Here is a 26,677-nt window from a genome sequence, read left to right on the forward strand (position 1 = left end):
GGACGAGCCGCCTCGATCGCACCGGTAATCTCGACACCATGAGCGAGACGAACGAGGAAGCCCGAGCCGAGCTGCTGCGCCTTCGGGCGAGCATCGACAACATCGACGCCGCGCTCGTGTACATGCTCGCCGAGCGGTTCCGCTGCACGCAGCAGGTCGGCCTGCTGAAGGCCGAGCACGACCTCCCCGCCTCCGATCCCGGCCGGGAGGAGCAGCAGGTCGCGCGGCTGCGCACGCTCGCGGAGGCCGCCCACCTCGATCCCGAGTTCGCCGAGAAGTGGTTCAACTTCGTCGTCGCCGAGGTCATCCGCCACCACACCGAGGCCGCCGAGCAGCACCAGGACTGAGCGAGGCGACACAACGCAGGAGATCCGGGCCGAGGCGAGAATCCGGCCCGCGAGATCGCGCGGACCGGACGGGTTCGCCCACGAGGAATTCCTGCGTTGTGCCGTGCCGCAGACGTCAGACGGGCATCCGCCGCAGGGTCAGGTAGGAGCCGGCGGCCAGCACGACGGTCAGCAGGATGCCCCAGAGGGTCAGCCCCAGGACGCCGGTGGTCAGGATCCACTCCCAGACCTCGGGCCACGCCCGCTGCCAGGTCACGAGCGCGACGACGCCGAGCACGGCGAGCGCCACGGCGAAGATCACGATCGTGAGCGCGGCCGTCCCGAACCTCTTGTAGATCGTGGCGAACCAGAAGCCGATGACGAACATGAGCATCGTCGCGACGAAGTACCCGAGTCCGGCGACGAAGGCGCCGCCCTCCCACACCCAGGGGAGGCGAGCGAAGTAGGACTCCCACCCGTACCCGTCGGTCGCCCGCTCCACGAGACCGAGGAGGACGAACACGACGGCCATCCCGAGGGCGCTCACGGCGGCCGCGGCGAGCGAGCCGACGAAGAACTCCCGCCGCGTGAGGCTCATGGCCTGCGAGAAGGGGAACGACAGCGCGAGCGCCTGGACGCCGATGACGAGGAAGTACCACAGCGGCGCCTGCGCGCCTCCGCCGACGATTGCTCCCTCCACGCCGGCGGTGCGGAGGATCCAGTAGATGAGCATCGTGATGACCCATGAGCCGCCGAGCACGAGGAGCGGCACCCAGACGAAGGTCTGCGTGTTGATGAACTGCAGGCGCACGACGTCGAGCGTGCGGCTGCGCGGGGCGGGCTGATGCCTCCGCCCGAGGTCGACGGCGGTCATCGGAGGGCTCCTTCCTGAGCGGGCGCCGCGGACTCGCCCCGGCCGGATGAGTGCTGCGTGCGGCGCACGATGAGCTGCTGCAGCGAGACGGGGGCGACCTCGAGGCCCGCCTCGGCGAGCTCGGCGCGCTCGAGGCGGGTGAGGGGGCCGGCGACAGTGACGGAGACGACGCGGCCGAGGCTCTCGCGATGGATGACCTCGCGTCCGCGGATCGCCCCCTCCACGGCGGCGGCGGCGTCGCCGACGACGTTCGTCGCCTGCGCTCGGGCGTCGTCCGTCGACTCGTCCATGATGATGCGGCCGTCGTCGATCACGAGGACGCGCTCGATGAGGTTCGCGACCTCGTCGATCAGATGGCTCGAGAGGAGGACCGTGCGCGGGTGCTCCGCGTAGTCGGCGAGCAGGCGGTCGTAGAAGATCTGCCGGGCGACGGCGTCGAGGCCGAGGTACGGCTCGTCGAAGAAGGTGATCTCGGCGCGCGAGGCGAGCCCGATGACGACGCCGACGGCGGAGAGCTGCCCGCGCGAGAGCTTCTTGATGGTGCGCTTCGTCGGCAGCTGGAAGGCGTCGACGAGCTCGTCCGCGAGCCCCTGGTCCCAGTGGGGGAAGAACAGACGGGCCGATGCGAAGGCATGACGCGGCGTGGCGTCGTCTGGATACTTCTGGCTCTCTCGCACGAAGCACATGCGGCTCAGCACGCGCGCGTTCTCGTACGGGTTCTCGCCGAACACGCGCACCTCGCCGCTCGTGGCGAAGCTCTGCGCCGTGAGGATCGACATGGCGGTGGTCTTGCCGGCGCCGTTGCGGCCGAGGAAGCCGTAGACGGCGTCCTTCTCGATGTCGAAGCTCACCCCGTCCAGGGCGACCTTGTCCTTGTAGCGCTTGGCGAGGTTCCGGACCTCGATCACGGGGTTCATGGGGTTCCCTTCGAGCTGGACGGTGACGGGATGGCCTGCGCGGCGTTCACGCGGACGAGGTCGGCGACGTCGTCGGGGCCGAGTCCGAGCTTGCGCGCCTCCGCGAGCAGCGGCTGGACGTAGCGATCGGCGAAGGCGCTGCGGCGTTCGCTCAGGAGGAGCTCACGGGCTCCCGTGGCGACGAACATCCCGATGCCCCGGCGCTTGTAGACCACGCCCTTGTCGACGAGCATGTTCACTCCCTTCGCCGCGGTCGCGGGATTGATGCGGTAGAAGGAGGCGAGCTCGTTGGTCGACGGCGCCTGCGCCTCCTCGGAGAGGGTGCCGTCGACGATCGAGTCCTCGACCTGCTCGGCGATCTGCACGAACAGCGGTCGGCCTTCTTCGATCACCGCGACCTCCTGGTGAGTCGGTTAGTTACTCGACTAATGAACCATGGAGGCGGAGAGATGTCAAGGCTCCCGGACGGGTGCGCCCCGCTCGCTGCCGAAGCGCCGCGCATGGGCGGCCCAGCCCGGCTCGGCGGGGAGCGAGCGCAGGCTCGGGCTCGCCGCAGCGAGGGCGGTCGCGACGAGGCAGATCGCGGCGGCTGCGACGAGGGTCGCCTCACGCCCGAACCAGGAGAGTCCGAGCCCTGCGATGAGCGGTGCGAGCGGCATGGCCCCTGTCGCTGTTGGCGCGTCCGAGCAGCCGGCTCGGCGTCGCGACGGTGAAGTATCCGAGGAGTCCGGCGTTCAGCGCCGGGATGCCGAGCACGGCGAGGCCGAGCACGCCGACGATCGCGATCGGGTCGTCGACGAAGGCGAGGGCGAGGACGCCGCCGGTCGCGGCGACCAGCCCGCCGACGAGAAGGGCGCCCGCTCGCACGCGCGACACGAGGGCCGGCCCGAAGGCGGCGCCGACGAGCATCGCCGCGCCGAGGCCTGCGGCGACCCATCCGATGGTCGCCGGCGAGCGGCCGTCCTGCTGCAGCGCGTAGATGACGGCGGTCGTGCCCGCCGTGAAGCCGAGGTTCACGACCGTCGTGACGAGCAGCACGTCGCGCAGATCGCGTCGTGCGAGCAGCCAGGCGATGCCGTCCCGCGCCTCGCGCAGGGCGGACGACCGGGCATCGGGGGTGGGCTGCTGCTCGCCCGCCGGGGCCATGCCCGCCCACCTGCCTCGTCGCAGCGCCCATGCCGTCGCGGCGGCGACGAGCTGGCAGAGCGTCATCGCCGCGCCCACGAGCCATCCGCCCGCCGCGAGGAGCACGCCGCCGAGGGGTCCGCCGACGAGCGACAGCAGAGCATCCCTGCCCTGGTTCGCTGCCTGCGCGCGGCCGATCGCCTCGGCGGGAACGAGCTCCTTGAGAGCGGATTCGCCCGCGGCGCCGAACAGCCCGGAGCGCACCGTGATGAGCGTGTTGACGGCGAGCAGTGTCGAGAACGTCAGTGCGTCCGACCACGCGAGCGCGGCGAAGGCGACGGCGAGCACGAGCCCGGCGACGGCGCCGACGAGCATGAGACGCAGGCGCCGGTGACGGTCGGCGATCACGCCGCCGGCGAGCGTCGTGACGACGCGCGCCGCCATCCCGGCCGCGCCGATCGCGCCCGCCTGTGCCGGGTCGTCCGTCACGACGAGGGCGAGGAGCGGGATGGCGAAGCTCGCGAGGGCGTTCGACAGCCCCGAGGCGGTGTCGCTGGCGAGCCAGACGAGGTAGCGGCCGTTGCGCGAGAGGCGGTGCGGCGGCGCGGGGGCATCGGAGGGCACGGGGTCACCGTATATGAGCAAGGTCCATTGCGCAATATTAGTTGCGCAATTGTGGATGAGCTTTGCGTAGGGTGGGGGGATGGCGGAATCCGACGGCACTGCGGGGAGGAAAGCGCGGCCCGACGCGATACCGACCATCCCCGCGAAACAGCTCAAGGCCAAAGCGCATCCGGTGCGTCTCCAGCTCGAGCACGCCCTCGGGCGTCGGGGGTTCGCGCGGGCCGCCGACCTCGCCGCCGACCTCGGTCTCCCGGCGAACCAGATCAGCTTCCACCTGCGGGTCCTCGCCGATGCGGGGCTCATCGAGGAGGCGCCGGAGCACGCGCGCGATCGTCGCGATCGTGTCTGGCGGCCGGCGAGGATGGCCTGGCAGCTCGGCAGCCCCGAGCATCCGGTGGAGGACGAGCATCTCGGCGGCGCGCTGCTCCATGCCATCGTCGGAGAGCACCAGGACCTCGTCCGGCGGGTCGTCGAGTGGGCGCCGGAGTACTCGAGCGGCCGGACGCGCGAGATCCACGGCACGTTCAACCAGTACTCGCTCTGGCTCACCGACGCGGAATGGGTCGCGCTCCTCGAGAAGATCGGCGAGGCGATCGACGAGGTGCGCGACCTCCATCAGCCGGGGGAGGACGGCGCCCGCCGCTGGTCGATCGACCTCATCGCGGCCGACGACGAGATCTGACCGCGCTCACGGGCTCGCGCGGGGGCGCCTACGCGTGGCCGGCGTCCCCCGGTCGCGCGGCCCGGCGCACGTGACCCGCGATGAGCCGGTAGCTGCGTTCGACGGTCGCGCGATCGGAGCCCATGATGCTGTAGCCGTGGTCGACGCCCCGCAGGTCGACGTGCTCGGCGAGGGCGCCGGCCTCACGCAGGCGGTCCGCATAGCGCACGCCCTCGTCGTGGAGACGGTCGAGCCCGCACGTGATGACGAGCGCCGGCGCGATGCCCTCGATGCCGTCGGCGTTCGCGCCCCAGGCCGGCGAGGCGAGCCGGTGCCGCTTCTGATCCGGCCGCGGAGCGTAGGCGGTGTCGAAGATCCGCGTCAGGGGCACGGAGATGATCGACCTCCCGGCCGCGTGCTTCTCGTCGCCCGGTGTCGTCACGTCGAGCGGCGGATAGTGCAGCACCTGCAGGGCGAGCGCGGGCGACCCGTGTTCGAGAGCCTGCCGGGCGACCGCCGCCGCGAGTCCGCCGCCCGCGCTCTGACCGCCCACGACGATGCGCGATCCGTCCCACGTGCCGTCCCGACCGGCGGCCCAGACGACGGCGTCGTACGCCTCTTCGACGGCGACGGGGAACGGATGCCCCGGGGCCACGTCGTAGTCGACGTTCAGCACGGCGACGCCCGCGTGCGCCGCGAGGTAGCGGCACAGGGGGTCGTCCTGCTCGGGATGCCGGATCACGTAGCCGCCACCGTGGAAGTTCACGTACAGCGCCGGCGGAGAGGAGGCCGGCTCGGCGGGGAGATAGAGCGTCGCGCCGACGTCTCCGTGTCGCGTCGGCACCGTCAGCGACCGCGTCTCGGCCGAGAGCTCGGCGAACGCGATCTCGGCCCGGATGCGTGGCCCGGGTCCGCGCTGGATGAGCCGGGCGATCGCGTTCGCGACCGCCGGAGTGGTGAGCAGGCTCATGGATTCAGCCCTTCTGCGCGCTTCGGCGGTTCGATCTCGGGCGCGACCTGCTTCTCGAGCACCTCGACGGCGTCGTCGGAGAGGACGATGAGCCCGTCGAGCTCCTCGCGCACGCGCTTGTAGGCGAGCTGCCGTTCCGCCGTCGTCGCGGACTGGTCGATCGCGACCTGGAGCAGGTGCTGCGCCCGTTCGAGACGCTTGCGCTCGGTCTCGGTGAAGCCGCTGTCGCGCACGCGGCGCGCATCCTGCTCGGCGACGTCGAACGCGACCTCGAAGTCGTGCACCGCGTCCCGGTACTCGGCGAGCGTCTCCGGGTCGGTCCTCGTCTCGGCGGAGGGCGGGCGCAGGCCGTCGGCGACCTTCTTCGCGCGCAGGAACGCGGCCGTGAGGGGCTGGCGCCCGTCGCTCATGGTGGGGAACGCGATGAGCTTCCCGACGTCGAGCTCGTAGTCGAGCCAGCGGCGCACGACGTCGTCGTGGGTCGTCATGAGCCGCTTCAGCCGATCCCGTCGCCCCGCGGCATCCGACGCCTCCACGTCGTCGTCCGCCGCGCCCCGGATCTTCGACGCCTTGATCTGCGCGCGGGCGCCGAGCTCGACGGCGCGCGCCTCGCTCTTGGCCTTGATGACCTCGAGCCGGCGCCTGTGGCGCTCCTTCGACTGCTTCGACCACCATCCGGCCAGGCCGCTGGCCACACCCATGAGCGGGAAGGCGAGCCACCAGTAGCTCCCGAGGAAGGCGAAGAGGGGTTCCACACCGCCCATGTTAGGCGGGCGGGGCACGGCTGACACGGCAGGAGGACACCGTTCGATCACGCGCCTGTCACCCCGCGTTCACCTTTCCGTGGCCTTGCTGCCGCCTGGGGTCGATTGTCTCGACCACGGGCGCCGGTCGGCGTCCACGACGGTAGAGGGAGATCATGAAGACACCCGGGACACGTGCGCGGCCGCGAGCGGCGGCCGCTCTGGTCGTCGCGACGTTCGTCGCCGCCGGCGGCCTGCTGACGGCGGCGCCGGCTTCGGCCGAGGAGCCGAGCGGAGAGTCGTACACCGAGAACGGCGGCGCCGCGCGCAACGACGACGACCGCGCGCAGGCGCTGCGCGACTCCATCCTCGACAGCGATGCGAAGAACGTCATCGTGATCATCGGCGACGGCATGGGCGACTCGGAGATCACCGTGGCGCGCAACTACGCCGAAGGCGCCGGCGGAGAGCTCGCGGGAATCGATGCGCTGCCGCTGACGGGCTCGTACACGACGTGGTCGGTCACCGAGGACGGCGCCGTGGACTACGCCTCCGAGTCGGCATCGACGGCGTCGGCATGGTCCACGGGGACGAAGGCCGTCGACGGCAGCCTCAGCGTCGACGTGAACGGCACTCCCCAGGCCACGCTGCTCGAGCTGGCGAAGGCCAACGGCCTGAAGACGGGCAACGTGTCGACGGCCGAGATCCAGGACGCCACTCCGGCCGCCGAGTACGCGCACATCTCGAAGCGCGGATGCTACGGCCCCGAGGAGACGAGCATCGACTGCGCCGACGAGGCGCTCGAGAACGGCGGCCTCGGCTCCGTCAGCGAGCAGCTGCTCGACGCGCGCCCCGACGTCACGCTGGGCGGCGGCTCGGCGACGTTCGACCAGGTCGCCGCTGCCGGTCAGTGGGAGGGCCTGAGCCTGTTCGACCAGGCCGAGGCGCGCGGCTACCAGCTCGTCCGCGACGCGGCGGAGCTCGACGCGGTCGTGGCAGCGGATCAGACGAGCCCCGTCCTCGGTCTCTTCACCGAGGGGAACTTCCCGGTGCGCTGGCAGGGTCCCGAGGCGGCCGTCGGCGGCGGCGACCTCGAGCCGCAGAGCTGCACCGAGAACCCGGAGCGCCTGGAGTCGGGTCTCTCGCTCGGGTCGCTGACGTCGAAGGCGATCGACCTGCTGGACGGCGAGGACGGCTTCTTCCTGCAGGTCGAGGGCGCGAGCATCGACAAGCGGGACCACGCGGCCGACGCGTGCGGGCAGATCGGCGAGACCGTCGACCTCGACGAGGCCGTGCAGGTCGCGCTGTCCTACGCCCAAGAGCAGGGCGACACGCTCGTGGTCGTCACCGCGGATCACGCGCACACGAGCCAGATCGTCGGGAGCACGCCCCCGGGGCTGAGCGCCAACCTGCTCACGGAGGAGGGCCAGAACCTCATCGTGTCTTACGGCACGGCCGTCGAGGGGGAGTCGCAGCAGCACACCGGCTCGCAGGTGCGCATCGCCGCCTACGGCCCCGGCGCCGCCAACGTCGTGGGGCTGACCGACCAGACGGACCTGTTCTTCACGGCGTCGGGGGCGCTTTCGCTGAACCGCGACGCCGCCGCGCTGAGCGCCTCCGGAACGGCGTCGGCCGACGTGGCGCGGATCGCGCCGGGCGAGGAGTTCACGGTGTCGGTGGCCGACCTGTACGGGGACCGTCAGGTGGCCGCCGTCGCCGGTGCGGAGACGGACCTCGGAGAGGCCGACATCATCGACGGAGCGGCCTCGTTCACCGTGACGGCCCCGGACGAGCCCGGCTCGTTCACCGTGGCGCTCACCGGAACGCAGACGGGAACGGCGCTCGCCGTGGAGGTGGACGTCGCCGACGGTGCGGCACCGGCACCGGCACCGTCGGAGACGCCGACGCCGGAGGCCACGGAGGCTCCTTCGCCCGGAGAGACGCCCGAGTCCGAGGCGGGCCTGCCGCCGGGAGACTCCCGGACGCCGCCGCTCAACTCGACGGGCGGCACGGTGTCGTTCGTGCTCGCCGGAGCGGCGCTGACGGCTCTCGCCGCCGGCGGACTCCTGACGCTGCGCCGGCGCGGCGGACTGGCCGGCAAGCTCTGAGCCGACGAACCCGAGAGCACCACCCTCGACGAGGGCGGTGCTCTCGGGTCTCTCGCCGTCTGGCGGGTGTCACGTCGTCGCCGGCGTCGAGCGCCCGGGTCAGTCGACGCGGCGCTGGTCTCCGGCGAGCCGCGTGCGCAGGCCCGAGTGGATGGAGATCACCGCGGGCAGGCTCCGTCCGGTGAGGGCCGTGAGGTTCGCGAGCAGCCGGTCGACCGTGTCCGTGACGTCGAGCGGCGGGGTGCTCTGCCGTGGCGTGACGCTCACGTGCAGCACCTGCGCGGCCCTCGTCTGCCGCACGCCGACGTTGACCGCGAGGATCTCGTCGCGCTGCGTGAGCGACTGGCGGATGGCGTCGGAGGCGAAGTCCTCCGACACGACGATGCGCCCGAGCGGGGTCTCGTCGTGCACTCCCGCCTCGCGGGGATGCGACCGGCGCGCGATGACGCGGATCGGGATGAGCAGGAGCAGCACGGCGAGGACGATGGGCGCCGCCACCAGGGCGACCTCGATCCAGCTCACCTCGGACCCGCTGATCCGGCTGGCGTCGACCGCGGAGGCGAACCAGTCCTGCGTCGCCCGTGCGCCGTCGTGCCACAGCGTCGCGGCGACAGGCCAGGCGAGCGTCGTCAGCACGGCCGCGCCGACGACGACCAGGACGAGCCCGGTCACGGCCAGCACGATCCGGTTGAGCGCCCTGTTGGTGTTGTTCATGGCGTCAGCCTCCTTGTCCGGCGCGCGAGATGCGCACGCGCGTCTTGAGCGACGGGGAGAGGCCGTAGCGCGAGATCTCCGCATCGGCGATCTCGCGGACGTGACGCTCGTCGAGGGACCATCCGGTCTCGGGCTTCACGGTCACATCCGCCGTGCGGTGGCCGACGCCCACGACGATCGCATCCGGGCTCAGCCCCGTCTCCTCCGAGAGGCGGCGGGACAGCGCGGAGGCGATGACGCCGTTGTCGACGAGCACGGCGTGGTCCGTCGCGTCGAGCGCATGCCTCGAACGACGCCCCGGGGCGACGGCGAGCACCAGCAGCACGATGCCGGCGAGCACGACGACCGCGGCGCCGACGGCGACGGCCCCGCGGGGCTGCTCCGTCGGAAGGGCCGAGGCCCAGGCGACCATGTCGACCGGCGACCACAGCAGCGGGCCCACGCCCGAGAGATGCAGGATCTCCTCGACCGCCAGGTACACGAGCGCGGCCGCGAGGAGCAGCACCACGACGAACATCGCCGTCGTGCGGGGCGTGTGCGTCTCACGTCGCACGATCCGGTTCAGGATGGCGTTGCTCATCTCACCCTCCCCTTCCTGTTCACGCGAGCGCCGTCGATGGTGATCTCCACGCGCTTCACGTCCCGGCCGAGGATCTGCGTCAGCCGGGTGTGCAGATCCTCCTGGAGGGCGCGTGCACGGTCTATGACGGATGTGGCGTTGCCGACGGCGAGGTCGTCGGCGAGATCGGGGACCGGAAGGGGAGCGCGCACCCGCACGGCGATCCCGCCGCGATGGTCCACCACGTGGGCGGTCACGTCTCCGGAATCGATCCCGATCGCGCTCGCCGACGCCGTCCGGGCGATCTTGCGGAGCACGCGCTCCCTCACCTCGATCCGGCCGGCGGGGGCGGCCTCTCCGTCCTCCGTCCCCGGCGGCTCGGAGAGGCCGCTCAGGCGCGCGTCCATTACGACGTGCGCCGTCCTGTGAAGGCGTTCGCGACGGCGCGCACGTCCAGCTGCCCCGTCGCGACGCGGCCGATGATCGCGCCGATCCCCGCGAAGACGGCGACGAGGAGGAATCCCCAGAAGCCGAACGCCAGTGCAGCCAGAGCGAGAACCGAACCGATCAGCGCACCGGAGGCAGTGGCGCTCATGAGACCCGCGACTCCTCGTTCTCGTCGTCGTTGTCATCCGTCGGCAGGTGGACGTCGTCCACGGCGACGTTGACCTCGACGACCTCGAGGCCCACGAGCTGCGAGATCGCTCGCGTCACGGCCGCGCGCACCTGCGACGCCACGTCCTGGACCGGCGCGGGGTACTCCACGACGATCGTGATGTCGGCCGCGGCCTGCGTCTCGCCGACCTCGACCTTCACGCCCTGCGTGAGGTCGGTCGCGTTGATCGCATCGCGGATGGCGCCGAGGGTGCGCGCTCCGCCGCCGCCGAGCGCGTAGACGCCCGACACCTCGCGGGCGGCGATGCCGGCGACCTTCGCGACGACGCCGTCGGCGATCGTCGTGTGGCCCGTCGTGCCCTCCTGGGCCTTCTCGCCGGAGGGGGCGGGTCGATCCACCTTGTCCACGCGCGATCCGGGCGTTGCCGCCGGCTGCGGCGCCGCGGTCTTGCGCGACGTGGCCTCGGTGAAGGTGCTCGTCTGGTCTTCGTCAACCATCTCAGGTCCTCTTATCTGTTCACGACGGCCGGACGCAACCACGTTCTCGGCTGAGTCCGGGAGCGATTCGTTCGCTCTACAGATAGGACGGATGCCCGGATGGAATCGTCACAGAAAGGTCGGAAGGGTGCGCAGAAGTGAGGAGGGGACCCGAGGGTCGCGGTTCGGCGTCAGACCACGCCGGCGAGCAGCGAGAACACCGCCGCGCCCCCGCCGGTGAGGATGAGGGCGATGATGACGACCCAGGCCGTCGCGCGGACGCGCCGGTTGCGGCGGCTGGAGTACAGCTCGGTGTCGTCGGGGTCGGGACCGTCGGTGCTCATGCGCGGCTCAGACGACCGGCTCGACGACGGTGGGGCCGAAGTGCCTCGGCAGCGTCGAGGTGGACAGGCCCCGCAGCTCGGCGGCGGAGAACGTGAAGACGTCCTGCACCTCGAGGTCGGAGACGGGGTCGGTGACGCCGATGCGCAGCACGGGGTAGTCGCGCCCGGCGCAGAGGCCGCGGAACTTCACGTCCTCCTCGCGCGGCACCGTGACGATGACGCGGCCCGTCGACTCGCTGAACAGCGCCGTCGCGGCGTCCACGCCGTCGCGCTCGGCGATCCCGCTCAGCCAGACCCGCGCCCCCACGCCGAAGCGCAGCACGCCCTCCGCGAGGGCCTGGCCGAGGCCGCCCTCCGAGAGGTCGTGCGCCGAGGAGATGAGCCCCTGCTCGGCGCCCGCGCGGATGAGGCCCGCGAGCGTGCGCTCGCCCGCGAGGTCGACCGCCGGCGGGCGTCCGCCGAGGTGGCCGTGGACGACGTCCGCCCACGCCGACCCGTCGAGCTCGGCCCGCGTCGTGCCGAGGAGGTAGATGTTCTCGCCCGCGTCCTGCCATCCGCTCGGGATGCGGCGCGCGACGTCGTCGATGATGCCCAGCACGCCGACGACGGGGGTCGGGTGGATGGGGGTGTCGCCCGTCTGGTTGTAGAACGACACGTTGCCGCCCGTGACCGGCACGCCGAGCTCCAGGCAGGCGTCCGACAGGCCGTCGACGGCCTGGCCGAACTGCCACATCACCTCGGGGTTCTCCGGGCTGCCGAAGTTGAGGCAGTCGGTGACCGCGGTCGGCACGGCGCCCGTGACGGCGACGTTGCGGTACGCCTCCGCGAGGGCCAGCTGCGCGCCCGCGTAGGGGTCGAGCTGGCAGTAGCGGCCGTTGGCGTCGGTGGCGATCGAGAAGCCGAGGCCCGACTCCTCGTCGACGCGGATCATGCCCGCGTCGTCGGGGAACGACAGCGCCGTGTTGCCGAGCACGTAGTAGTCGTACTGGTTCGTGATCCACGACGTGTCGGCGAGGTTGGGGCTCGACACGAGCCGGGCGAACTGCTCGCGGACGGCCTCGGGCTCGGTGGGTCGCGGGAGCGACGCGGCACTGTCGGCCTGGAGGGCGTCGATCCACGTCGGGTAGGAGACGGGGCGGTCGTAGACGGGGCCGTCGACCGCGACCGTCGAGGGGTCGACGTCGACGATGGTCTCGCCGTCCCACGTGATGACGAGGCGGCCGTCGCCCGTGACCTCGCCGAGGACGCTCGTCTCGACATCCCACTTGCTCGTCACGGCGAGGAACGCGTCGAGCTTCTCGGGCGCGACGATCGCCATCATGCGCTCCTGCGACTCGCTCATGAGGATCTCCTCGGCCGTGAGCGAGGGGTCGCGGAGGAGCACGTTCGTCAGCTCGACCCTCATGCCCGAGCCGCCGTTGGCGGCCAGCTCGCTCGTGGCGCACGAGATGCCGGCGGCGCCGAGGTCCTGGATGGCCTCCACGAGGTCGCCCGAGTAGAGCTCGAGGCAGCACTCGATGAGCACCTTCTCGGCGAAGGGGTCGCCCACCTGCACCGCGGGGCGCTTGGTCGGGCCGCCGTCGGCGAAGGTGTCGGAGGCGAGGATGGACGCCCCGCCGATGCCGTCGCCGCCCGTGCGGGCGCCGAAGAGGACGACCTTGTTTCCCGGGCCCGTGGCGTTGGCGAGGCGGATGTCCTCGTGGCGCAGGACGCCGACCGCGAGCGCGTTGACGAGGGGGTTGGCCTGGTAGACGGAGTCGAACACCGTCTCGCCGCCGATGTTCGGAAGGCCCAGGCAGTTGCCGTATGACGAGATGCCGGAGACGACCCCGTGCACGACGCGGGCGGTGTCGGGGTGGTCGACGGCGCCGAAGCGCAGCTGGTCCATGACCGCCACGGGGCGTGCGCCCATCGAGATGATGTCGCGCACGATGCCGCCGACCCCGGTCGCCGCTCCCTGGAACGGCTCGATGTAGCTGGGGTGGTTGTGCGACTCGACCTTGAAGGTCACGGCCCAGCCCTCGCCGACGTCGACGACGCCCGCGTTCTGGCCCATCCCGACCATGAGGCGGGTCTTCATCTCGTCGGACACCTTCTGGCCGAAGCGGCGCAGGTAGTTCTTGGAGCTCTTGTAGGAGCAGTGCTCGCTCCACATCACGGAGTACATCGCCAGCTCGCCGCTCGTGGGGCGCCGCCCGAGGATGGCCTTGATCTGCGCGTACTCGTCGGGCTTCAGGCCCAGCGCGTCGTACGGCTGCTCCTTCTCGGGCGTGGCCGCCGCGTTCGCGACGGTGTCGGCGACGGTGTGGGGGCTTGCGTTCGCGGCTGAGGCGGGCGTGGTCACGCGAGGGGCTCCTGGAGGGGCGAGGGGGAGCGGACGGGAGCCAGTCTAGTCGGGGTGGTGGGGAGGGCCGGCGATCTCTCGGTTCGACAAGGTGGGTGAACGCGGCCGAGGATTGGTTCTCGACAGGCGCACGGCATCTGTCGACGTATCTTCTGCTTAGATCCGCGAGGGGGGACCGGATCCTTCGTTGCGGTGAGGAAGCACGAGGGACCCAATGTGAGCAAGGGAAGGTCGACGGGTTGCGACTGGTACGCACGTGAACTACTGATCCAATAACCCCGCGCGTCTCGCCGCTGTCTGCGCGCCGTTTGAACTCCCGCACGCGCCGGGTCGGTCCCGCTTCTACGGAAGAAGATCGAGCATCTGTGGGCGGGCCTTCATCGCATGGATGACCAGCTCGTTGCCGCTGTCGAAGGTCAGAACGACCGTCTCGAGCAGGCGGCCTTGTGTATCGAAGCCCAGACGAAGTTGGCGTGCAGGGCTGTCCTCCTCGAGATCATCGATCCATAGCGGCCAGGTCGCTGCGTGGATCGCGTCTTCCGCGGAGATCCCATGCCTGAGAGCGGAATCGTGAGCCTTCATGCCGCATATGCGGCCAGCGCGTCGCGGATCGCCTCGGAACGCGTCTTGTGCTCGCGGGCGGCTCGTGCGTCGACGGCCGCCAGCTCATCCGCCGTGAGCCGAAGTGCGATGACCTGCGCGGGCTCAGCGCCTCGTCCGGGTCTACCCCGGCCGCGCTTCTTGAGTGCCTCGACGTCATAGCCAACGTCGGCCTCGTCGGCCCAGGCGTTGATCTGCTCGTTTGTCACGGGAACGCCGTTGATCGTCTCGCGGTCGGTCATGGTATTAATGTATAACGAAAATCGATCACCGTCGAGTGGTTCGTCCATCCTTCCTACGCGACGACCAGCCGCTCAACCGCTCACCCCGAGCAACCGCGCCAGCCCTTCCTCGCTCACCACCGGGATGCCGTAGTCGCGGGCCTTCCGCGCCTTGCCGGAGAGCGAGTCCGGATCGGCGGCGGCGACGAGCCGCACCTTCTTCGTGACGGCGTCCTTCGCGGTGAAACCGCGTTCGGCGATGATCGCCTGCCACTCGTTCCGGGGTCGCCGCATCTCTCCCGTAAGCGTGATGAGGTCGCCGGGCTCCAGGGAGAAGGCATCGTCGGACGAGGGCGCGGGTGTGGGCTGCGCTGGACGCACGAGCGCGGCGGCTGTGGCGCGCTCGCCGATGGAGAGCAGGTGTGCGACGAGGACGAGGTCATCGCGTTCGTCATCCGTGAGAACCCCGTCAGCCCACGCGATCTCCGCAAGAGCGCGGAAGTAGGTGAGATGGAGATGGTTCGCCGTCTCATGGCCGATGCCGAGCCGATCGGCGAGGTCGATCAGGGCGTCCTTCTCGTGCTCGGAGAGGTGGCGGTCGAGCAGGCAGCGCTCGACGAGGGCGAGGTAGCTGGCCTGGTCGGCGTCGCTCGAGACATCCGGCACTCGGGATGCGATCCGCTCCAGGAACGAGGCGCGGTATGTGCCCGCACTCTCACGCGGGTACCAGGGGACGCGCGGGGTGCTGAGCGGGGAGAGTGGCGGTGCAGAGACCAGAAGCGGAGTCCATTCGTCCACGCCCGTGCTCGCGATGTAGCCGCCCAGGAGCTGTGCTGTCGCGAGCGCATCGACGCTCGCGCGGTGTGCCCCTGCCAGCTCGATGTCGAACGCCGCGCAGCAGTCCGCCAGCGACAGGCCGCCGCCCAGATAGGTGCGAGCGAGCTGCATCGTGCACGCCGACGTGAACGGCGCGCCGGCCCAGTAGCCGATCCGGCTCAGCTCCGCGCTGAGGAACCGCAGGTCGAACGAGGCGTTGTGCGCGACGACCACTCGGCCCGACAGCAGCTCCACGAGCTCCGCGGCGATATCGCCGAACCGGGGAGCTCGGAGGATCTCGCGCGCCGAGATCTGGTGGATGTCCTGACGTCCGAGGTCGCGGGCGGGGTTGATGAGCGTCTCCCACTGTCCCGTGATCGTGCCGTCCGGGTCGGAGTGGACGACGGCGACCTCGATCGCGCGGTCGGTCCGCTCGGGGATGACCCCGGTGGTCTCGAAGTCGATGGTCGCGAAGCCGAGAGGGCCGGATGGGGCGAGGGAGGTCACGAACGAAACATAGCGGAGCGGATGGACGGAGGGCTTCGAGGTCGGAGGCTCGTGGTTGCGTCAGCACATGGAGGGCATTGAACTCCACGAGTCCTCGGACGGCGCCGTCACGTTGGAAGTGCGCGCGGGGGATGACACCGTCTGGTTGACGGCGGATCAGTTGGCGCTTCTCTTCGGTCGCGACAGTCGACGATCTCGAGGCACCTCTCCTCTGTTTTCCGTGAGGGCGAGCTCGAGCGGAGCGCGGTTGTTGCGGATTTTGCAACAACCGCGGATGACGGCAAGACGTACCGGGTCAGCCACTACAGTCTCGACGTGGTGATCTCGGTCGGGTAGATGCAAGATCTACCATCTGGACATGAGGACGATCACCGTGGCGGAACTGCGACAGAACCCGACCGAGGCGCTCACACAGGTCGAAGGCGGCGAGACGTATGTGGTCACGCGGCACCGTCATCCGGTGGCGAGGCTCGTGCCGTACACATCAGAGTCTGTCGCGATCATTCCGCCGCGAGCAGGCGGAGCCGCCCGACTGCGAGAGCGCCTCGGTGACCGTTCCTACACGGACGAACAGGTGACCGACCTCTTGGCGGAGATGGCTGACGATCGATGACCTGATACTACGTCGACACGTCTGTTGCGGCAGACGCCCTGCTCGTCGACGGAAGCGCCTCCGAGTGGTTCGAGAAGACGACGGCCGACCCTGACAACCTGATGCTCTCGAGCGCGATCACGCTGGGCAGTGCGACGGTCGTCGTCAGTCATGACGAGACGATGCTGCGCCTCGCGTCTCCTTGGGCTGTACGTTCTCGATCCGATTGGGGGGCGAGGGTCCGTGACGACCGTCTGAGAGCCGATCATCGCGAGGATCCTGCCGCCCGGTCCATCACTCGCAGGCGTACCCGTCGCCATCCCGGTCGAGGTCGTAGATGTCGACGCCGATGACACGGGCGATGCCGTCGAAGTATTCGGGGCCGTCGCCGCTTCCGCCCGCACAGTCGACGTCGCTGGCGATCGGGACGCAGGCTTCGGCGTAGTTCGGATCGCAGCCGCCTCCCGGGTCGACCGGCGCGGGCTCCGGCTCCGGAGGCGGAGCCACATATGTCCCGATCGCCGTGACCTCGGCGACCGGTTCGACCGTCACCACGTCGGAGACGAGCTCGCGGCTCACCTCGGCCCCGTCGAGCTCGGTGATGCGGTACGTGAGGGTGCGTTCCCCGGGCTGCCCGACGGTCGTCACGCGCGTCTCCCCGCTCGCGATGCTCGCATCCTCCATGGTCGTCACCTCGAAGGCGACGGCCTCGGTCACGACCTCTTCGCGGACGATGGGGGTCGGAGTCGGAGTGGGGGACGCAGACCGGGTCGGACGGGGAGTCGAGGTCGGCGTCGTCTCCACGACGGCGTGCTCCGACGACGAGGAGGACGAGGCCTCGGTTCCCTCCTCAGGCGGCCGGATCGACGCCGTCACGCTCCCGGTGAGGAGAAGCACGGCGGCTGCGGCGGCGGTGACGCCGATGGCCGCCTTCTTCGAGCGGAACCGCAGCCATGTGCGCGTGCCCCTGCTCCATCCCACGATCCCGGTGATGACCACGACGAGCGCCACCGGCGCGATGATCGGCGCGAGAAGCACGATCGGCACGAGCGAGGCCGCTCCGATCACCACCCAGACCCACACGGCGACACGGCCACGTGGCGGCGACGCGCTCGCTCCCGGCGCAGTGCCCACTGGTGGCAGGGTGTTGGGGCTCACATCAGCGGTCCACTCCGAACCGTCCCATCATCGCAGAATTCGATGATCTGACGGGTCGGGGTACCACCCGGGCGGGATGCTCGCCATGGCAACTTCTCGTTCTCTCCAGCCGACGGTGTGTCCAGCGCGACATCGGTCAGCCGAGAAAGCCGGGGGATGTGATCGCGAACGCGTCCCGCACAGGACCCGCGTCTGGACTCAGAGTGCCCGGGTCTGCCCGTGGAGTCAACAGGCTCACTGCTGCACAGCGCGCTCCCGCCTCCTCCCGAACCGCGCGATGAAGAACAGCACCGTCCCCACGACGATGTACACGGCGGTGCCGAGCCACACCGCGCCGGTCTGCTGCGTCAGCAGCACGATGCTCGCGATGATGGCGAGCACGGGCACGACGCGCGGAATCGAGAAGTGGTCATGATCGACCTTGTCCTTCTTCAGCACGAGGACGCTCACGTTCGCCGACAGGAACACGAGCAGGAGGAGCAGCACTGTCGTCTCGGCGAGGGTCCCGATGTCGCCGATCACCGACAGGCCGATCGTGGCCACCGCCACGACGAGGATCGAGACCCAGGGCGTCCGGCGCTTCGGCAGCACGCGCGTGAACGCGTGCGGCAGGAGGCCTGACTTCCCCAGCCCATAGCCGACACGGCTCGCCATCACCATGAACAGGAGAGCGCCGTTCGCGATGGCGACGAGCGCGATGAGGCTGAACAGCCACGACGGCACGGCGAAGCCGCTCGCGGTCACGACGTCGAGCAGCGGCCCGGTCGACTCGGCGAGATCTGCCGGCGGCACGACGATGACCGCTCCGACCGCGATCAGCAGGTAGATGACCGCCGCGGTGCAGATCGCCCCGAACAGGGCGCGCGGATACGACTTCGAGGGGTTCTTGACCTCCTCGGCCATGTTGGCGGCGGCCTCGAATCCGAGGAACGAGAAGAACGCGACGATGGATGCCGCGAACGCTCCCTGCAGGGGTGGCACGTCGGGCGCGAACTCGAAGATCCGCTCGGGCTCGCCGCCCCCGCTGCCGAACACCATCGCGGCGACGACGATGACGATCACGAGACCGGTGACCTCGATGACCGACGCGACGAGGTTGGCCCCGAGCGACTCGCGCACGCGGCGCAGGTTGATGAGGGTCAGCAGGATGATGAAGACGATCGCGGTCGGGATGGGCGGGATGTCCCACAGGGCCGAGAGGTAGTCGCCCGCGAAGGCGTTCGCGAGCGCGGCGGCCGTCGTGATGCCCGACGCCATCATGAGGAACCCCACGAGGAACGACAGGTACGGGATGCCGAACGCCCGGTCGACGTAGCGCGCCGCTCCCCCGGCGTGCGGGTACTTGGTGATGAGCTCGGCGTAGGTCCCGGCGGTCACTAGCGCGACGACGAGCGCGATGAGCAGGGGGAGCCAGATGACCCCGCCGACGTCGGTCGCCATCGTGCCGACGAGCGTGTAGATGCCGGCTCCGAGCGTGTCGCCGACGATGAACGCGAACAGCAGCGGGGTTCCGAGAACCCGCTTGAGTCCCGGCGGGTTCTCGGCCACAGGCACGGTGGTGTTCTGGGTCATCGCACCATCCAACGTTCCTGGCAGGAATCGTGCAACCCCTGGCAGAGATCCTGCGGTCGCCGGCGAGCACCCGCGCTGCGCGCCGGGCCCCGCGTCGGCTTCCGGGCGCGGACGGCTATCCGGCCGCGGACGATCGGCGAAGGATGGACTCGCGGACTCGCCGGTGGATGCTCTCGTCCCGCGCGACGAGGCGGATGTCCTCGACCCGGGCCTCGGTGTCGGCGAGCGAGCGCCGATAGCAGGACTCCAGCAGGGCGCGGTCGGTCTGCCCGGCGCGATGGTTCGGGCCGACGGTGTGGATGACCCGGGTCGCGGAGAGCGCGCCGGCGGTCGTCCATCCGGCGTCTCCCGTGGCGAGACCGTGCGGGAACCGCTCGATGCAGTCGTCGAGGACGGCCGGCCCGCCGGCCCGGTGGATGGCGCCGTCGACGCCTCCGCCGCCGCGCATGGCGTTGTTCGCCGCGTTCACGATCGCATCGGCGCGCTGGAGCGTGATGTCTCCGAGGACCGCGGTGAGAGTGCGCATGGGATCAGTCTGGCCCTGCCCGTCGGCCGGTCGGCGGAACGCCGGTGCAGGAGTGGCCTGCCGGGACTCGTCCGTCGCACCGGCCCCAGCCATCCGCACACCGCCGCGGGCACTGCCGCCCCGGGCGCGGCCTGCCGCTCGTTCGCGCCCCGCCGCGCGAGCGATCGCCCGAGCGGACCCCCGGTCGCACGTGGCGCACGGGTCCTCCGTCAGGCGGCGTGCGATGCCAACCGCCGGTCGTTCCCCGCGTGGATGAGGGCGTCGATGCGTCGCTCGATGGACGTGAACTCCGGCGACGTGGGGTCGCGGTCCTCGCCGAGATCGATGTCCACCACCTCCCGCACATGGCCGGAGATGCCGTGCGCGGTGCCGCCCGCCATGACGACGACACGATCTCCGAGGTAGACGGCCTCCTCGATGCTGTGGGTGACGAACAGCACGGTCGTGCCCGCTTGGCGCTGGATGCGCTGGAGCTCGTGCTGCATCTCGGTGCGCGTCAGCGCGTCGAGAGCGCCGAACGGCTCGTCCATCAGCATGACCGAGGGGCGGTTCGCGAGGAGCCGGGCGATGGCGACGCGCTGTTGCATGCCCCCGGACAGCTGATGCGGAAACGACTGCGCGACGCGCGTCAGCCCGACCGCGGTGAGCGCCTCATCGGTCCGAGCGCGTACCTCTTCCTTCGGCAGGCGTGCCTGCCGGGGGCCGTAGGCGACGTTCTCGGCGACGGTCAGCCAGGGGAACAGCCCGTAGTCCTGGAAGACCACGCCGCGCTCGGGGCCCGGGCCGGTGACGGCCTCGCCGGCCACGCGCAGCGACCCGTCGGTGACGGGCTCGAAGCCGGCGACCATCCTCAGCACGGTCGACTTGCCGCAGCCCGAGGCGCCCACGATGCAGACGACCTCCCCGGCGGCGACATCGAGGTCGACATCCTCGACCGCCGCGAGCGTGGATCCCGGGTAGCGTTTGCCGAGACCCTCCAACCGGATGTCTGCCGGCGCTCCCGTGGTTCGCGAGCCGTTCTTGGACATGGGCTTCCCTTCGTCAGGTCTGGATGGGCCGACGGCCGAAGGCCACGGCGAACACGAGCGAGAGCAGGCGATCGGCGATGAAGCCGGCGAGGCCGATGACGATCATCCCCACGATGATGAGGTCGGTCCGTGACTGTTCACGCGCCTGCGTGATGAGCGCACCGAGGCCGGTGCTGATGCCCACCGTCTCCCCGACGACGAGGATCACCCACGCGAGGCCCATCGCGATGCGCATGCCGCTGATGATCTGCGGCGCGGCCGCGGGGAGCACGACCTTGACGAGTGCCTGCAGGCGGGGCGTCCCGAGCATGGCCGCGGCCTCGAAGAGCCTGACGGGCACCTGCCGCACCCCGCTGATGGTGTTCAGCAGGACCGGGAACACGGCCGCGAGGAACACGAGGAAGACGGTCGACCGGTCGCCGAACCCGATGATCAGCAGTGTGAGCGGGGCCCACGCGGTGACGGGAATGGGGCGGATGAGGTTGACCGTCGGCTCGAGCATGCGGAAGAGGCGGGAGGAGCGTCCCATCAGCACGCCGAGCGGCACCCCCACCGCGACCGCCAGGAGGAATCCTTGCAGCACGCGCATGGCGGACGCCCCGAGGTGGCCCCAGAGCGTCGCGCTGTACGAGTCGTCGTAGATGCCGCCGAAGGCGAAGTCGATGAGCCTCAGGCCCACCTCGCCGGGGGTCGGCAGGAACGTCATCTTGATGTCGAACGGCAGCACCCAGCCGTTGACGGCGCCCAGGTGCCATCCCACGAGGACGAGGGCCGGCACGGGCAGCGCGATCGCCCAGCCCCACGACGGACGACGTCGCTTCGCGGGGCGCTCAGGCGCGACCCGCCTCGGCGATTGCTCGGACGCGGGGGCCTCGAGTGCGACGGTCATGACGCCGCCGACGCCTCGACGAACGACGTGTCGACGAGCAGCGACGGGTCGACCTCCGCCGCGACCTGGTCGAACGCGAGCATCTCGGCGCTCATCGCCTCGAGGGTCGCGAGGTAGTCGTCGTCGAGCTGCCAGCGCGGCCAGGTGTTCTCGATGGCGGTCCGGGTGACGGTCTCGTCGAGCCCGAACTCGTCGACGAGCCCCTCCGCCCACGCGTCCACGTCGTCGCTCATGTGCTCGACCGCGGCGACATGCGTGTCGACGACGTCCTGCACGAGGTCGGGATCGCTTGCGATGAGCGAGTTGCTCGTCGCAAGCACGATGTTGGTCCGGCCGATCTCGGTGTCGTACGCCGAGAGCAGTTCGTGCGCGCCGCCGCCGATCGCGATCGACGGCCCGATCTCGGCCGAGATGAAGGCGTCGACCTGACCCGACTCGTACGCGCTCGCCATGTCGGCGAACGGCAGATTGACGAGTTCGACGTCTGACAGGGGATCGACGCCCTGCGCTTCGAGCGTGCGCTTGAGCAGGATCTCCTGCGTCGACCCCAGGGGGAAGCCGACCTTCGTCCCGACGAGATCCTCGACCGATCCGATGTCCGGCGATGCGACGATGCGCGTGCCGCCGTCTGCCGCGGATGCCACGATGCGGACGTCCTGCTCCTCGGCGACCCCCGAGACCACCGAGGCGGAGCCGGTGACGCCGAAGTCGATCGAGCCCGACACGATCGCGTTCTTGATGTCGCTCGACGAGTCGAACAGCACGATCTCGAACGAGAGGCCGTCCTCGGCGACCTCGTCGTAGAAGTAGGGGCTGAAGAGGTGCGGCTGGCCTCGGAGCGTGCCGACGGTGATGGCGTCGCCTTCGGCCGATGCGTCGGCGGGCGCGCAGCCGGCGACAAGCGCGAGAGCGGCGAGAGCACCGGTCAGGGCGAACGGCTTGCTGAGTTTCACGGAGATTCTCCTCGTGGTCGGGTGGTGCTCAGACGGTGGCGACGGCGCGGAAGGCGCGCCAGCCGCCGAGATCGGTGATGTCGCGGTGGCCGTCGGCGACGGACGCGGTGAACCCGAGCACGACATCGCCGTCCGCCAGCTCGATGCGACCGAGGGCGAGAGGCGCGGCGATGCTCGTCAGCAGCTGCGAGACGGCGAGCGGCGACAGTCGCCAGAGCTCGCCGGGCAGCTCGGCTCCCGTCGTGGCGCGGATGACGGCTGGACGGTCGACAGGGCCTTCCACGAGGAGCATGCGGAAGGTGCCGGCGGTCGAGACGTCGCGGACGTAGCGCGCGCCGAGATCCTGCAGCTGGCGGTTGAGCGGCTCTCCGCGGAGGTGCGCGCCGAACACGGCCACGTCGATCCCCTTCGAGAATCGGAGCGGCTCGCCTGGCTCCTGCGCGGTGAAGCGGGCCGCGATGTCGACGGCCACCTGGTCGTGGAACGCGGGCACGACGAACGAGACGCCGAACTCGCCCTCCCCGGCGACGGTCTCTCCGGGGACGGCGATCGCCGCCATGTCCATGAGGTTGACGAAGTTCGTGAACGTCCCCACGGTGCGGTTGACGCCGATCGGGTCGGCCGCGAGCTCGGCATGGCTCGGATGGAGCGGCGCCGTGGGGAGCATCAGGGCGTCCGAGCCGTCGAGACGGCGCTTCGCCTCGGCCGTGAGCGCGACGAGGCGCTGCTGCGCGTCGATCACGCTCACCGCCTCCACCGACATGGCGCCGGCGGCGATCGTCGCGACCGACGGATCGGCGTGCTCGGGGTGCTCCGCGAGGAACGAGCCGAACGACCATGCCCGCTCGCTCACGAGCCCGCCGTCGTACAGGAGGCGCGCGGCCTCGAGGAAGGGCTCCAGGTCGATCGCGCTCACCTCTGCGCCGATCTCCACGGCACGTCGTACGGCCCGGTCGAAGGCCGCCCGCATCCCGGGGGACAGGGTCTTCAGCGACTCGTCGTCGGGCACGGCGATCGCCGGCCGGGCCGGCGCTGCCTGCGGGGCATCGGCCGGGCAGGCCCGGCTGCGCGGATCGCGCGTGGAGGACCCCGCGGCCACGTCGAGCACCTTCGTCGCGAGGGCGATGCCGGGTGCGAACACCGAGACGGCGTCATACGACGGGGAGGCGGGGAGAACGCCGTCGAGCGGGAGCAGTCCGAGCGTGGGCTTCAGCCCGACCACACGGTTGTATGCTGCGGGGACCCGCCCTGAGCCGGCCGTGTCGGTGCCGAGGGAGAAGTCGACGATCCCCCATCCGGCCGCGGCGCCCGAGCCGGAGCTCGAGCCGCCCGCCACCCGGTCCGGGTGATGCGCGCTGGACACGGCGCCGTACGGGCTTCGCGATCCCACGAGGCCGGTCGCGAACTGGTCCATGTTGGTCTTGCCGATGAGGATCGCGCCGGCGGCGACGATCCGCTCGACGACCGTCGCCGTGCGCTCGGGCGTGTGCGCGAAAGCGGGGTGGGCGGCCGTGGTCGGGAGACCTGCGACGTCGATGTTGTCCTTGGCCGCGAACACGTATCCGGCGAGCGGCAGATCCTCTCCTGCATCGATGCGACGACGGACCTCGCCGACCTCTGCGGCGACGTCCGCCTCGTCGCGGAGCGTGATCCAGATGTCAGCGGGAGCCGAACGGATCCGTTCGAAGAGCGCGGAGACCGCGGCCGTCGTGTTGTGGCGAAGATCGATCAGGGGCATTGCGTACTCCGATTCCTCGATCACGACATCTGCGCGATCTGCATGGCCCGTGCCGCACGTGCCTGGACGACCGACTGGGACAGGCCGATGTGCCGGCGCAGGGTGTCCCTGGCCTCGTGGAGACGACCGCGCAGGGTGAGCTCGATGATCTCCAGGTGCTCGGCGACGGTCGCGTCGACGCGGTCCTGGGTGAGGTAGTCGTGCATCCGGATGGGGCGGATCCGGCGGTTCACGCGCTGCAGCGCCTGCACGAGCTGCGCGTTGCCCGCCGCGCGGAGGAGCTCGACATGGAACTGCTCGTCCGCGTCCACGAAGCCCGGGTCGGGCTCGATCGTCCTCTCCGCGCGTTCCTGCCACACCGCCATCTCCTGTTCGAGAACGGTCTGCGAGTGCCGGATGGTCGGGTCGGACATGGCTCGATCGATCCCATGCGACTCGAGCAGGATGCGCAGCTCGTAGAGCTCGGTGAACTCCTCGAGGGTGGGCATGTAGCGGTACAGCGCCCCGCTGCGCTTGACCAGCAGGCCGTCGGCCTCGAGCCGCGCGAGGGCGTCTCGCACGGGTGTGCGGGAGACCGAGAAGCGCTCGGCGACGTCCTCCTCCGTGAACCGCTGGAACGGGGAGACCGCCGCCGTGAGCAGCTCGGCCCTGAGTGCCTCGTACACGCGACGGCGAGCCGGCATGCGGGGGCCGGACGTGCTGTTCCGCTCGGGTGTGCCCATGAATGTATCCATCGTTGGACATCTTCGAGGACTCATGTTTCGCGCATGTTGTCCCGATGTCGCGAGGAGGTGAACTCGTGCTTCACCGTGTCTGCGACACGAGCCGCTTCACGCTGCGGGCGCGATGAGGTGCACGGCGATCATCCCGACGACCGCGACGATGCGGGCGGATGGCGACGGAGTCGCCGCAGAGGACGGCACGGAGAGCGAAGCGGTGGATGTCACGTGCTTCATCGTCGCCGAGCACGTGCTCCGCGCTCCCCACCGCGTGCCCGATGTCCTCGCGTGAGCCACCTGATCGCCCCGGGCGTGCACAACGCAGGAAACATCCGGTGCGGCTTCGGACCGCCGTCCGCAACGGCGGGGACGAGGGGACCCGTCGTCGCCCGACCGGCGATATGATCGCCCCGGCACCGTGGATCGCTGTGCTCGAACGACGAGGACAGGGGAAGCGGATGGACGTGCGCCGTCGTGTGGGGAGCGTGCTGCTGGGCGCGATCATCGTGTTCGGAGGGATCGCGGCTCCGTCCGCGGTGTCCGCGGCGGACGCCCCGGCAGGGGATGCGTCCGCGGCCGCACGCGTGCTCACCTCGTCGAAGCCGACGATCTCCGGCACCGTGAAGACGGGTCAGCGCCTCACGGCGAAGCCCGGGAGATGGACCGCGGGGACGAGGCTGCGCTACCAGTGGTTCGCCAATGGCTCCGCCATCTCCGGCGCGACGGGATCGACCTACGTCGTCCGGCCCGGGAACGTCGACCGGACGATCACGGTGAAGGTGACGGGATCGAAGTCCGGATACACGACGAAGACGGTCGCGAGCGCCGTCACCCGGCGCGTCACCGGCAAGGTCTACCCGCTCTGCGCGGCGCTCAACAAGGACTACCCCGACGGCATCCGCAAGTCGGGGGTGAAGGGCGATCGGGAGCGGGGCGTCCTCACGCCGTTCGACGGGAAACCGTTCGTCTCGGACAGGCTCTACAGCCTGCAGTCGATCGCGCGTGACGCCGACCGCGACGGCATCATGTGCGAGCGCTGAGGCGGACGCTCTCCGCAATACCGGTTCGACAACGGGGTCCGGGCGTGCTGAGCTTGTCCCGCGGCATCCTGCACGCCTCGACCGACCTCACGAAGGCACACTCATGCGACGCAACCGAATCGTCACCGTCACCGTCATCGCCGCGTCGGCGGCCCTGCTGGCGCTCGCGGGCTGCAGCAGCCAGTCCGGCTCATCGGACGGAGGAGACGCCGACGGCCCCGCCGCGCTCGCAGACGGCACGCTCGTCGTCGCGACGGAGGGCACCTACCGTCCGTTCAGCTACCACGAGGACGGCGACGGCGAGCTGACGGGGTACGACGTCGAGGTCGCCCGCGCCGTCGCGGACAAGCTCGGGGTCGAGGTGACCTTCGAGGAGACGCAGTGGGACGCGATCTTCGCGGGGCTCGACGCCGGGCGCTTCGAGACGATCGCCAACCAGGTCTCGATCACCGACGAGCGCGAGGAGAAGTACGTCTTCAGCACGCCCTACACGGTCTCGCCCGGCGTGATCGTGGTGCCCGAGGACGACGACTCGATCACGTCGTTCGACGACCTCGAGGGCAAGACCACGGCGCAGTCGCTGACGAGCAACTGGTACGAGCTGGCACAGGAGTCGGGTGCGACCGTCGAGCCCGTCGAGGGATGGGCGCAGGCGGTGACGCTCATCGAGCAGGGGCGCGTGGATGCGACGATCAACGACGAGCTCACCTTCCTGGACTACGAGGTCGAGCAGGGCGACACGGGGCTGAAGATCGCTGCCGAGACCGAGGAGGCGGGCGAGTCGGCCTTCGTCTTCACCTCGGAGAACGAGGACCTCGCCGAGGCGATCAGCGGGGCGCTCGACGAGCTGCGCGAGGAAGGGGTCCTGGCGGATCTCGGCGAGCAGTTCTTCGGCGAGGACGTCTCGCAGTGAGCGA

The 26,677-nt window shown here is 70.4% G+C and carries 31 protein-coding genes; 6 read left to right on the forward strand and 25 right to left on the reverse strand.

Translation table 11 applies throughout. The features are described from left to right. Nucleotides 1-38 precede the first annotated feature (38 nt). Entirely contained in the window at nucleotides 39-347 is a 309-nt protein-coding gene (locus N8K70_RS00615; protein WP_317139674.1) for a chorismate mutase, read from the forward strand. A 115-nt stretch (nucleotides 348-462) separates the two neighbouring features. On the opposite strand, the gene N8K70_RS00620 is transcribed toward N8K70_RS00615, so the two are convergent. The 5 genes from N8K70_RS00620 to N8K70_RS00640 are packed head-to-tail and all read right to left on the reverse strand — an operon-like array spanning nucleotide 463 to nucleotide 3,866. Further along, the gene (locus tag N8K70_RS00620; RefSeq protein WP_317139675.1) at nucleotides 463-1,200 is read right to left on the reverse strand and encodes a hypothetical protein; all 738 of its coding nucleotides are present in this window, start codon (nucleotides 1,198-1,200) and stop codon (nucleotides 463-465) included. Further along, nucleotides 1,197-2,117: an ABC transporter ATP-binding protein gene (locus tag N8K70_RS00625; protein WP_317139676.1), complete on the reverse strand. Its 921-nt coding sequence runs from the start codon at nucleotides 2,115-2,117 to the stop codon at nucleotides 1,197-1,199. Before N8K70_RS00625 ends, N8K70_RS00620 begins: the two co-directional genes overlap by 4 nt. Then, nucleotides 2,114-2,509 (reverse strand): GntR family transcriptional regulator, encoded by a 396-nt coding sequence (locus tag N8K70_RS00630; RefSeq protein WP_317139677.1) that lies wholly within the window; start codon nucleotides 2,507-2,509, stop codon nucleotides 2,114-2,116. The genes N8K70_RS00625 and N8K70_RS00630 overlap by 4 nt, the downstream gene beginning before the upstream one ends. A gap of 60 nt (nucleotides 2,510-2,569) precedes the next feature. After that, entirely contained in the window at nucleotides 2,570-2,776 is a 207-nt protein-coding gene (locus N8K70_RS00635; RefSeq protein WP_317139678.1) for a hypothetical protein, read from the reverse strand. Further along, nucleotides 2,724-3,866 carry an MFS transporter gene (locus N8K70_RS00640; RefSeq protein WP_317139679.1) on the reverse strand — a complete coding sequence of 381 codons (1,143 nt, stop codon included), beginning with the start codon at nucleotides 3,864-3,866 and terminating at the stop codon, nucleotides 2,724-2,726. Before N8K70_RS00640 ends, N8K70_RS00635 begins: the two co-directional genes overlap by 53 nt. Nucleotides 3,867-3,945: 79 nt before the next feature. Here N8K70_RS00640 and N8K70_RS00645 point away from each other — a divergent pair, with 79 nt between their 5' ends. Next, a complete protein-coding gene (locus tag N8K70_RS00645; RefSeq protein ID WP_317139680.1) occupies nucleotides 3,946-4,548 on the forward strand; it encodes a winged helix-turn-helix domain-containing protein in 603 nt (200 codons plus the stop codon). A 28-nt stretch (nucleotides 4,549-4,576) separates the two neighbouring features. Here the strand turns inward: N8K70_RS00645 and N8K70_RS00650 are convergent, their stop codons facing one another. Together N8K70_RS00650 and N8K70_RS00655 are read right to left on the reverse strand one after the other, a co-directional pair. Then, nucleotides 4,577-5,497 carry an alpha/beta hydrolase gene (locus N8K70_RS00650; protein ID WP_317139681.1) on the reverse strand — a complete coding sequence of 307 codons (921 nt, stop codon included), beginning with the start codon at nucleotides 5,495-5,497 and terminating at the stop codon, nucleotides 4,577-4,579. Then, nucleotides 5,494-6,252, reverse strand: coding sequence for a hypothetical protein (locus N8K70_RS00655; RefSeq protein ID WP_317139682.1), 759 nt, complete (start codon nucleotides 6,250-6,252; stop codon nucleotides 5,494-5,496). The genes N8K70_RS00650 and N8K70_RS00655 overlap by 4 nt, the downstream gene beginning before the upstream one ends. A 164-nt stretch (nucleotides 6,253-6,416) precedes the next feature. Between N8K70_RS00655 and phoA the strand changes: the two genes are divergently transcribed. Continuing rightward, nucleotides 6,417-8,348, forward strand: a complete 1,932-nt coding sequence (gene phoA, locus N8K70_RS00660) for an alkaline phosphatase (RefSeq protein ID WP_317139683.1) — start codon at nucleotides 6,417-6,419, stop codon at nucleotides 8,346-8,348. Nucleotides 8,349-8,447: 99 nt separating this feature from the next. On the opposite strand, the gene N8K70_RS00665 is transcribed toward phoA, so the two are convergent. The 10 genes from N8K70_RS00665 to N8K70_RS00710 all read right to left on the reverse strand — a co-directional run bounded on the left by N8K70_RS00665 (nucleotide 8,448) and on the right by N8K70_RS00710 (nucleotide 15,545). Next, entirely contained in the window at nucleotides 8,448-9,062 is a 615-nt protein-coding gene (locus N8K70_RS00665) for a hypothetical protein (RefSeq protein ID WP_317139684.1), read from the reverse strand. Nucleotides 9,063-9,066: 4 nt separating this feature from the next. Beyond that, entirely contained in the window at nucleotides 9,067-9,642 is a 576-nt protein-coding gene (locus N8K70_RS00670) for an Asp23/Gls24 family envelope stress response protein (RefSeq protein ID WP_317139685.1), read from the reverse strand. Then, complete coding sequence (locus N8K70_RS00675) at nucleotides 9,639-10,028, reverse strand: Asp23/Gls24 family envelope stress response protein (RefSeq protein WP_317139686.1); 390 nt, start codon at nucleotides 10,026-10,028, stop codon at nucleotides 9,639-9,641. Before N8K70_RS00675 ends, N8K70_RS00670 begins: the two co-directional genes overlap by 4 nt. After that, nucleotides 10,028-10,216 (reverse strand): DUF2273 domain-containing protein, encoded by a 189-nt coding sequence (locus N8K70_RS00680; RefSeq protein ID WP_317139687.1) that lies wholly within the window; start codon nucleotides 10,214-10,216, stop codon nucleotides 10,028-10,030. Before N8K70_RS00680 ends, N8K70_RS00675 begins: the two co-directional genes overlap by 1 nt. Further along, entirely contained in the window at nucleotides 10,213-10,734 is a 522-nt protein-coding gene (locus tag N8K70_RS00685; protein WP_317139688.1) for an Asp23/Gls24 family envelope stress response protein, read from the reverse strand. The genes N8K70_RS00680 and N8K70_RS00685 overlap by 4 nt, the downstream gene beginning before the upstream one ends. Nucleotides 10,735-10,904: 170 nt before the next feature. Continuing rightward, complete coding sequence (locus tag N8K70_RS00690; protein ID WP_317139689.1) at nucleotides 10,905-11,057, reverse strand: hypothetical protein; 153 nt, start codon at nucleotides 11,055-11,057, stop codon at nucleotides 10,905-10,907. 7 nt (nucleotides 11,058-11,064) lie between these two features. Next, nucleotides 11,065-13,401, reverse strand: a complete 2,337-nt coding sequence (gene purL, locus N8K70_RS00695) for a phosphoribosylformylglycinamidine synthase subunit PurL (RefSeq protein ID WP_317139690.1) — start codon at nucleotides 13,399-13,401, stop codon at nucleotides 11,065-11,067. 342 nt (nucleotides 13,402-13,743) lie between these two features. Next, on the reverse strand, nucleotides 13,744-13,983 hold the full coding sequence (locus N8K70_RS00700; protein WP_317139691.1) for a toxin: 240 nt from the start codon (nucleotides 13,981-13,983) through the stop codon (nucleotides 13,744-13,746). Beyond that, nucleotides 13,980-14,243, reverse strand: coding sequence for a ribbon-helix-helix domain-containing protein (locus N8K70_RS00705; protein ID WP_317139692.1), 264 nt, complete (start codon nucleotides 14,241-14,243; stop codon nucleotides 13,980-13,982). The genes N8K70_RS00700 and N8K70_RS00705 overlap by 4 nt, the downstream gene beginning before the upstream one ends. A gap of 72 nt (nucleotides 14,244-14,315) precedes the next feature. Beyond that, a complete protein-coding gene (locus N8K70_RS00710) occupies nucleotides 14,316-15,545 on the reverse strand; it encodes an exonuclease domain-containing protein (protein ID WP_317139693.1) in 1,230 nt (409 codons plus the stop codon). A gap of 358 nt (nucleotides 15,546-15,903) precedes the next feature. Between N8K70_RS00710 and N8K70_RS00715 the strand changes: the two genes are divergently transcribed. After that, the gene (locus N8K70_RS00715; RefSeq protein WP_317139694.1) at nucleotides 15,904-16,158 is read left to right on the forward strand and encodes a type II toxin-antitoxin system Phd/YefM family antitoxin; all 255 of its coding nucleotides are present in this window, start codon (nucleotides 15,904-15,906) and stop codon (nucleotides 16,156-16,158) included. A gap of 273 nt (nucleotides 16,159-16,431) precedes the next feature. On the opposite strand, the gene N8K70_RS00720 is transcribed toward N8K70_RS00715, so the two are convergent. The 8 genes from N8K70_RS00720 to N8K70_RS00755 form a co-directional block, all read right to left on the reverse strand. Next, nucleotides 16,432-17,271: a G5 domain-containing protein gene (locus N8K70_RS00720; RefSeq protein ID WP_317139695.1), complete on the reverse strand. Its 840-nt coding sequence runs from the start codon at nucleotides 17,269-17,271 to the stop codon at nucleotides 16,432-16,434. Nucleotides 17,272-17,529: 258 nt separating this feature from the next. Next, entirely contained in the window at nucleotides 17,530-18,867 is a 1,338-nt protein-coding gene (locus tag N8K70_RS00725) for an APC family permease (RefSeq protein ID WP_317139696.1), read from the reverse strand. 115 nt (nucleotides 18,868-18,982) lie between these two features. Then, nucleotides 18,983-19,393, reverse strand: coding sequence for a macro domain-containing protein (locus N8K70_RS00730; protein ID WP_317139697.1), 411 nt, complete (start codon nucleotides 19,391-19,393; stop codon nucleotides 18,983-18,985). Nucleotides 19,394-19,602: 209 nt separating this feature from the next. Further along, nucleotides 19,603-20,421: an ABC transporter ATP-binding protein gene (locus N8K70_RS00735; RefSeq protein WP_317139698.1), complete on the reverse strand. Its 819-nt coding sequence runs from the start codon at nucleotides 20,419-20,421 to the stop codon at nucleotides 19,603-19,605. A 13-nt stretch (nucleotides 20,422-20,434) separates the two neighbouring features. After that, a complete protein-coding gene (locus N8K70_RS00740; RefSeq protein ID WP_317139699.1) occupies nucleotides 20,435-21,310 on the reverse strand; it encodes an ABC transporter permease in 876 nt (291 codons plus the stop codon). After that, nucleotides 21,307-22,263: an ABC transporter substrate-binding protein gene (locus tag N8K70_RS00745; RefSeq protein WP_317139700.1), complete on the reverse strand. Its 957-nt coding sequence runs from the start codon at nucleotides 22,261-22,263 to the stop codon at nucleotides 21,307-21,309. The genes N8K70_RS00740 and N8K70_RS00745 overlap by 4 nt, the downstream gene beginning before the upstream one ends. Before the next feature lie 28 nt (nucleotides 22,264-22,291). Then, nucleotides 22,292-24,001, reverse strand: coding sequence for an allophanate hydrolase (gene atzF / locus N8K70_RS00750; protein WP_317139701.1), 1,710 nt, complete (start codon nucleotides 23,999-24,001; stop codon nucleotides 22,292-22,294). A gap of 20 nt (nucleotides 24,002-24,021) precedes the next feature. Beyond that, nucleotides 24,022-24,723 carry a GntR family transcriptional regulator gene (locus N8K70_RS00755; protein WP_317139702.1) on the reverse strand — a complete coding sequence of 234 codons (702 nt, stop codon included), beginning with the start codon at nucleotides 24,721-24,723 and terminating at the stop codon, nucleotides 24,022-24,024. A gap of 425 nt (nucleotides 24,724-25,148) precedes the next feature. On the opposite strand from N8K70_RS00755, the gene N8K70_RS00760 reads away from it, so the two are divergent. Continuing rightward, the gene (locus N8K70_RS00760; RefSeq protein WP_317139703.1) at nucleotides 25,149-25,760 is read left to right on the forward strand and encodes a hypothetical protein; all 612 of its coding nucleotides are present in this window, start codon (nucleotides 25,149-25,151) and stop codon (nucleotides 25,758-25,760) included. A 103-nt stretch (nucleotides 25,761-25,863) separates the two neighbouring features. Beyond that, nucleotides 25,864-26,673 carry an amino acid ABC transporter substrate-binding protein gene (locus tag N8K70_RS00765; protein ID WP_317139704.1) on the forward strand — a complete coding sequence of 270 codons (810 nt, stop codon included), beginning with the start codon at nucleotides 25,864-25,866 and terminating at the stop codon, nucleotides 26,671-26,673. Nucleotides 26,674-26,677 lie beyond the last annotated feature (4 nt).

The sequence above is a fragment of the Microbacterium sp. AB genome (assembly GCF_032878875.1).
Classification (GTDB): domain Bacteria; phylum Actinomycetota; class Actinomycetes; order Actinomycetales; family Microbacteriaceae; genus Microbacterium; species Microbacterium betulae.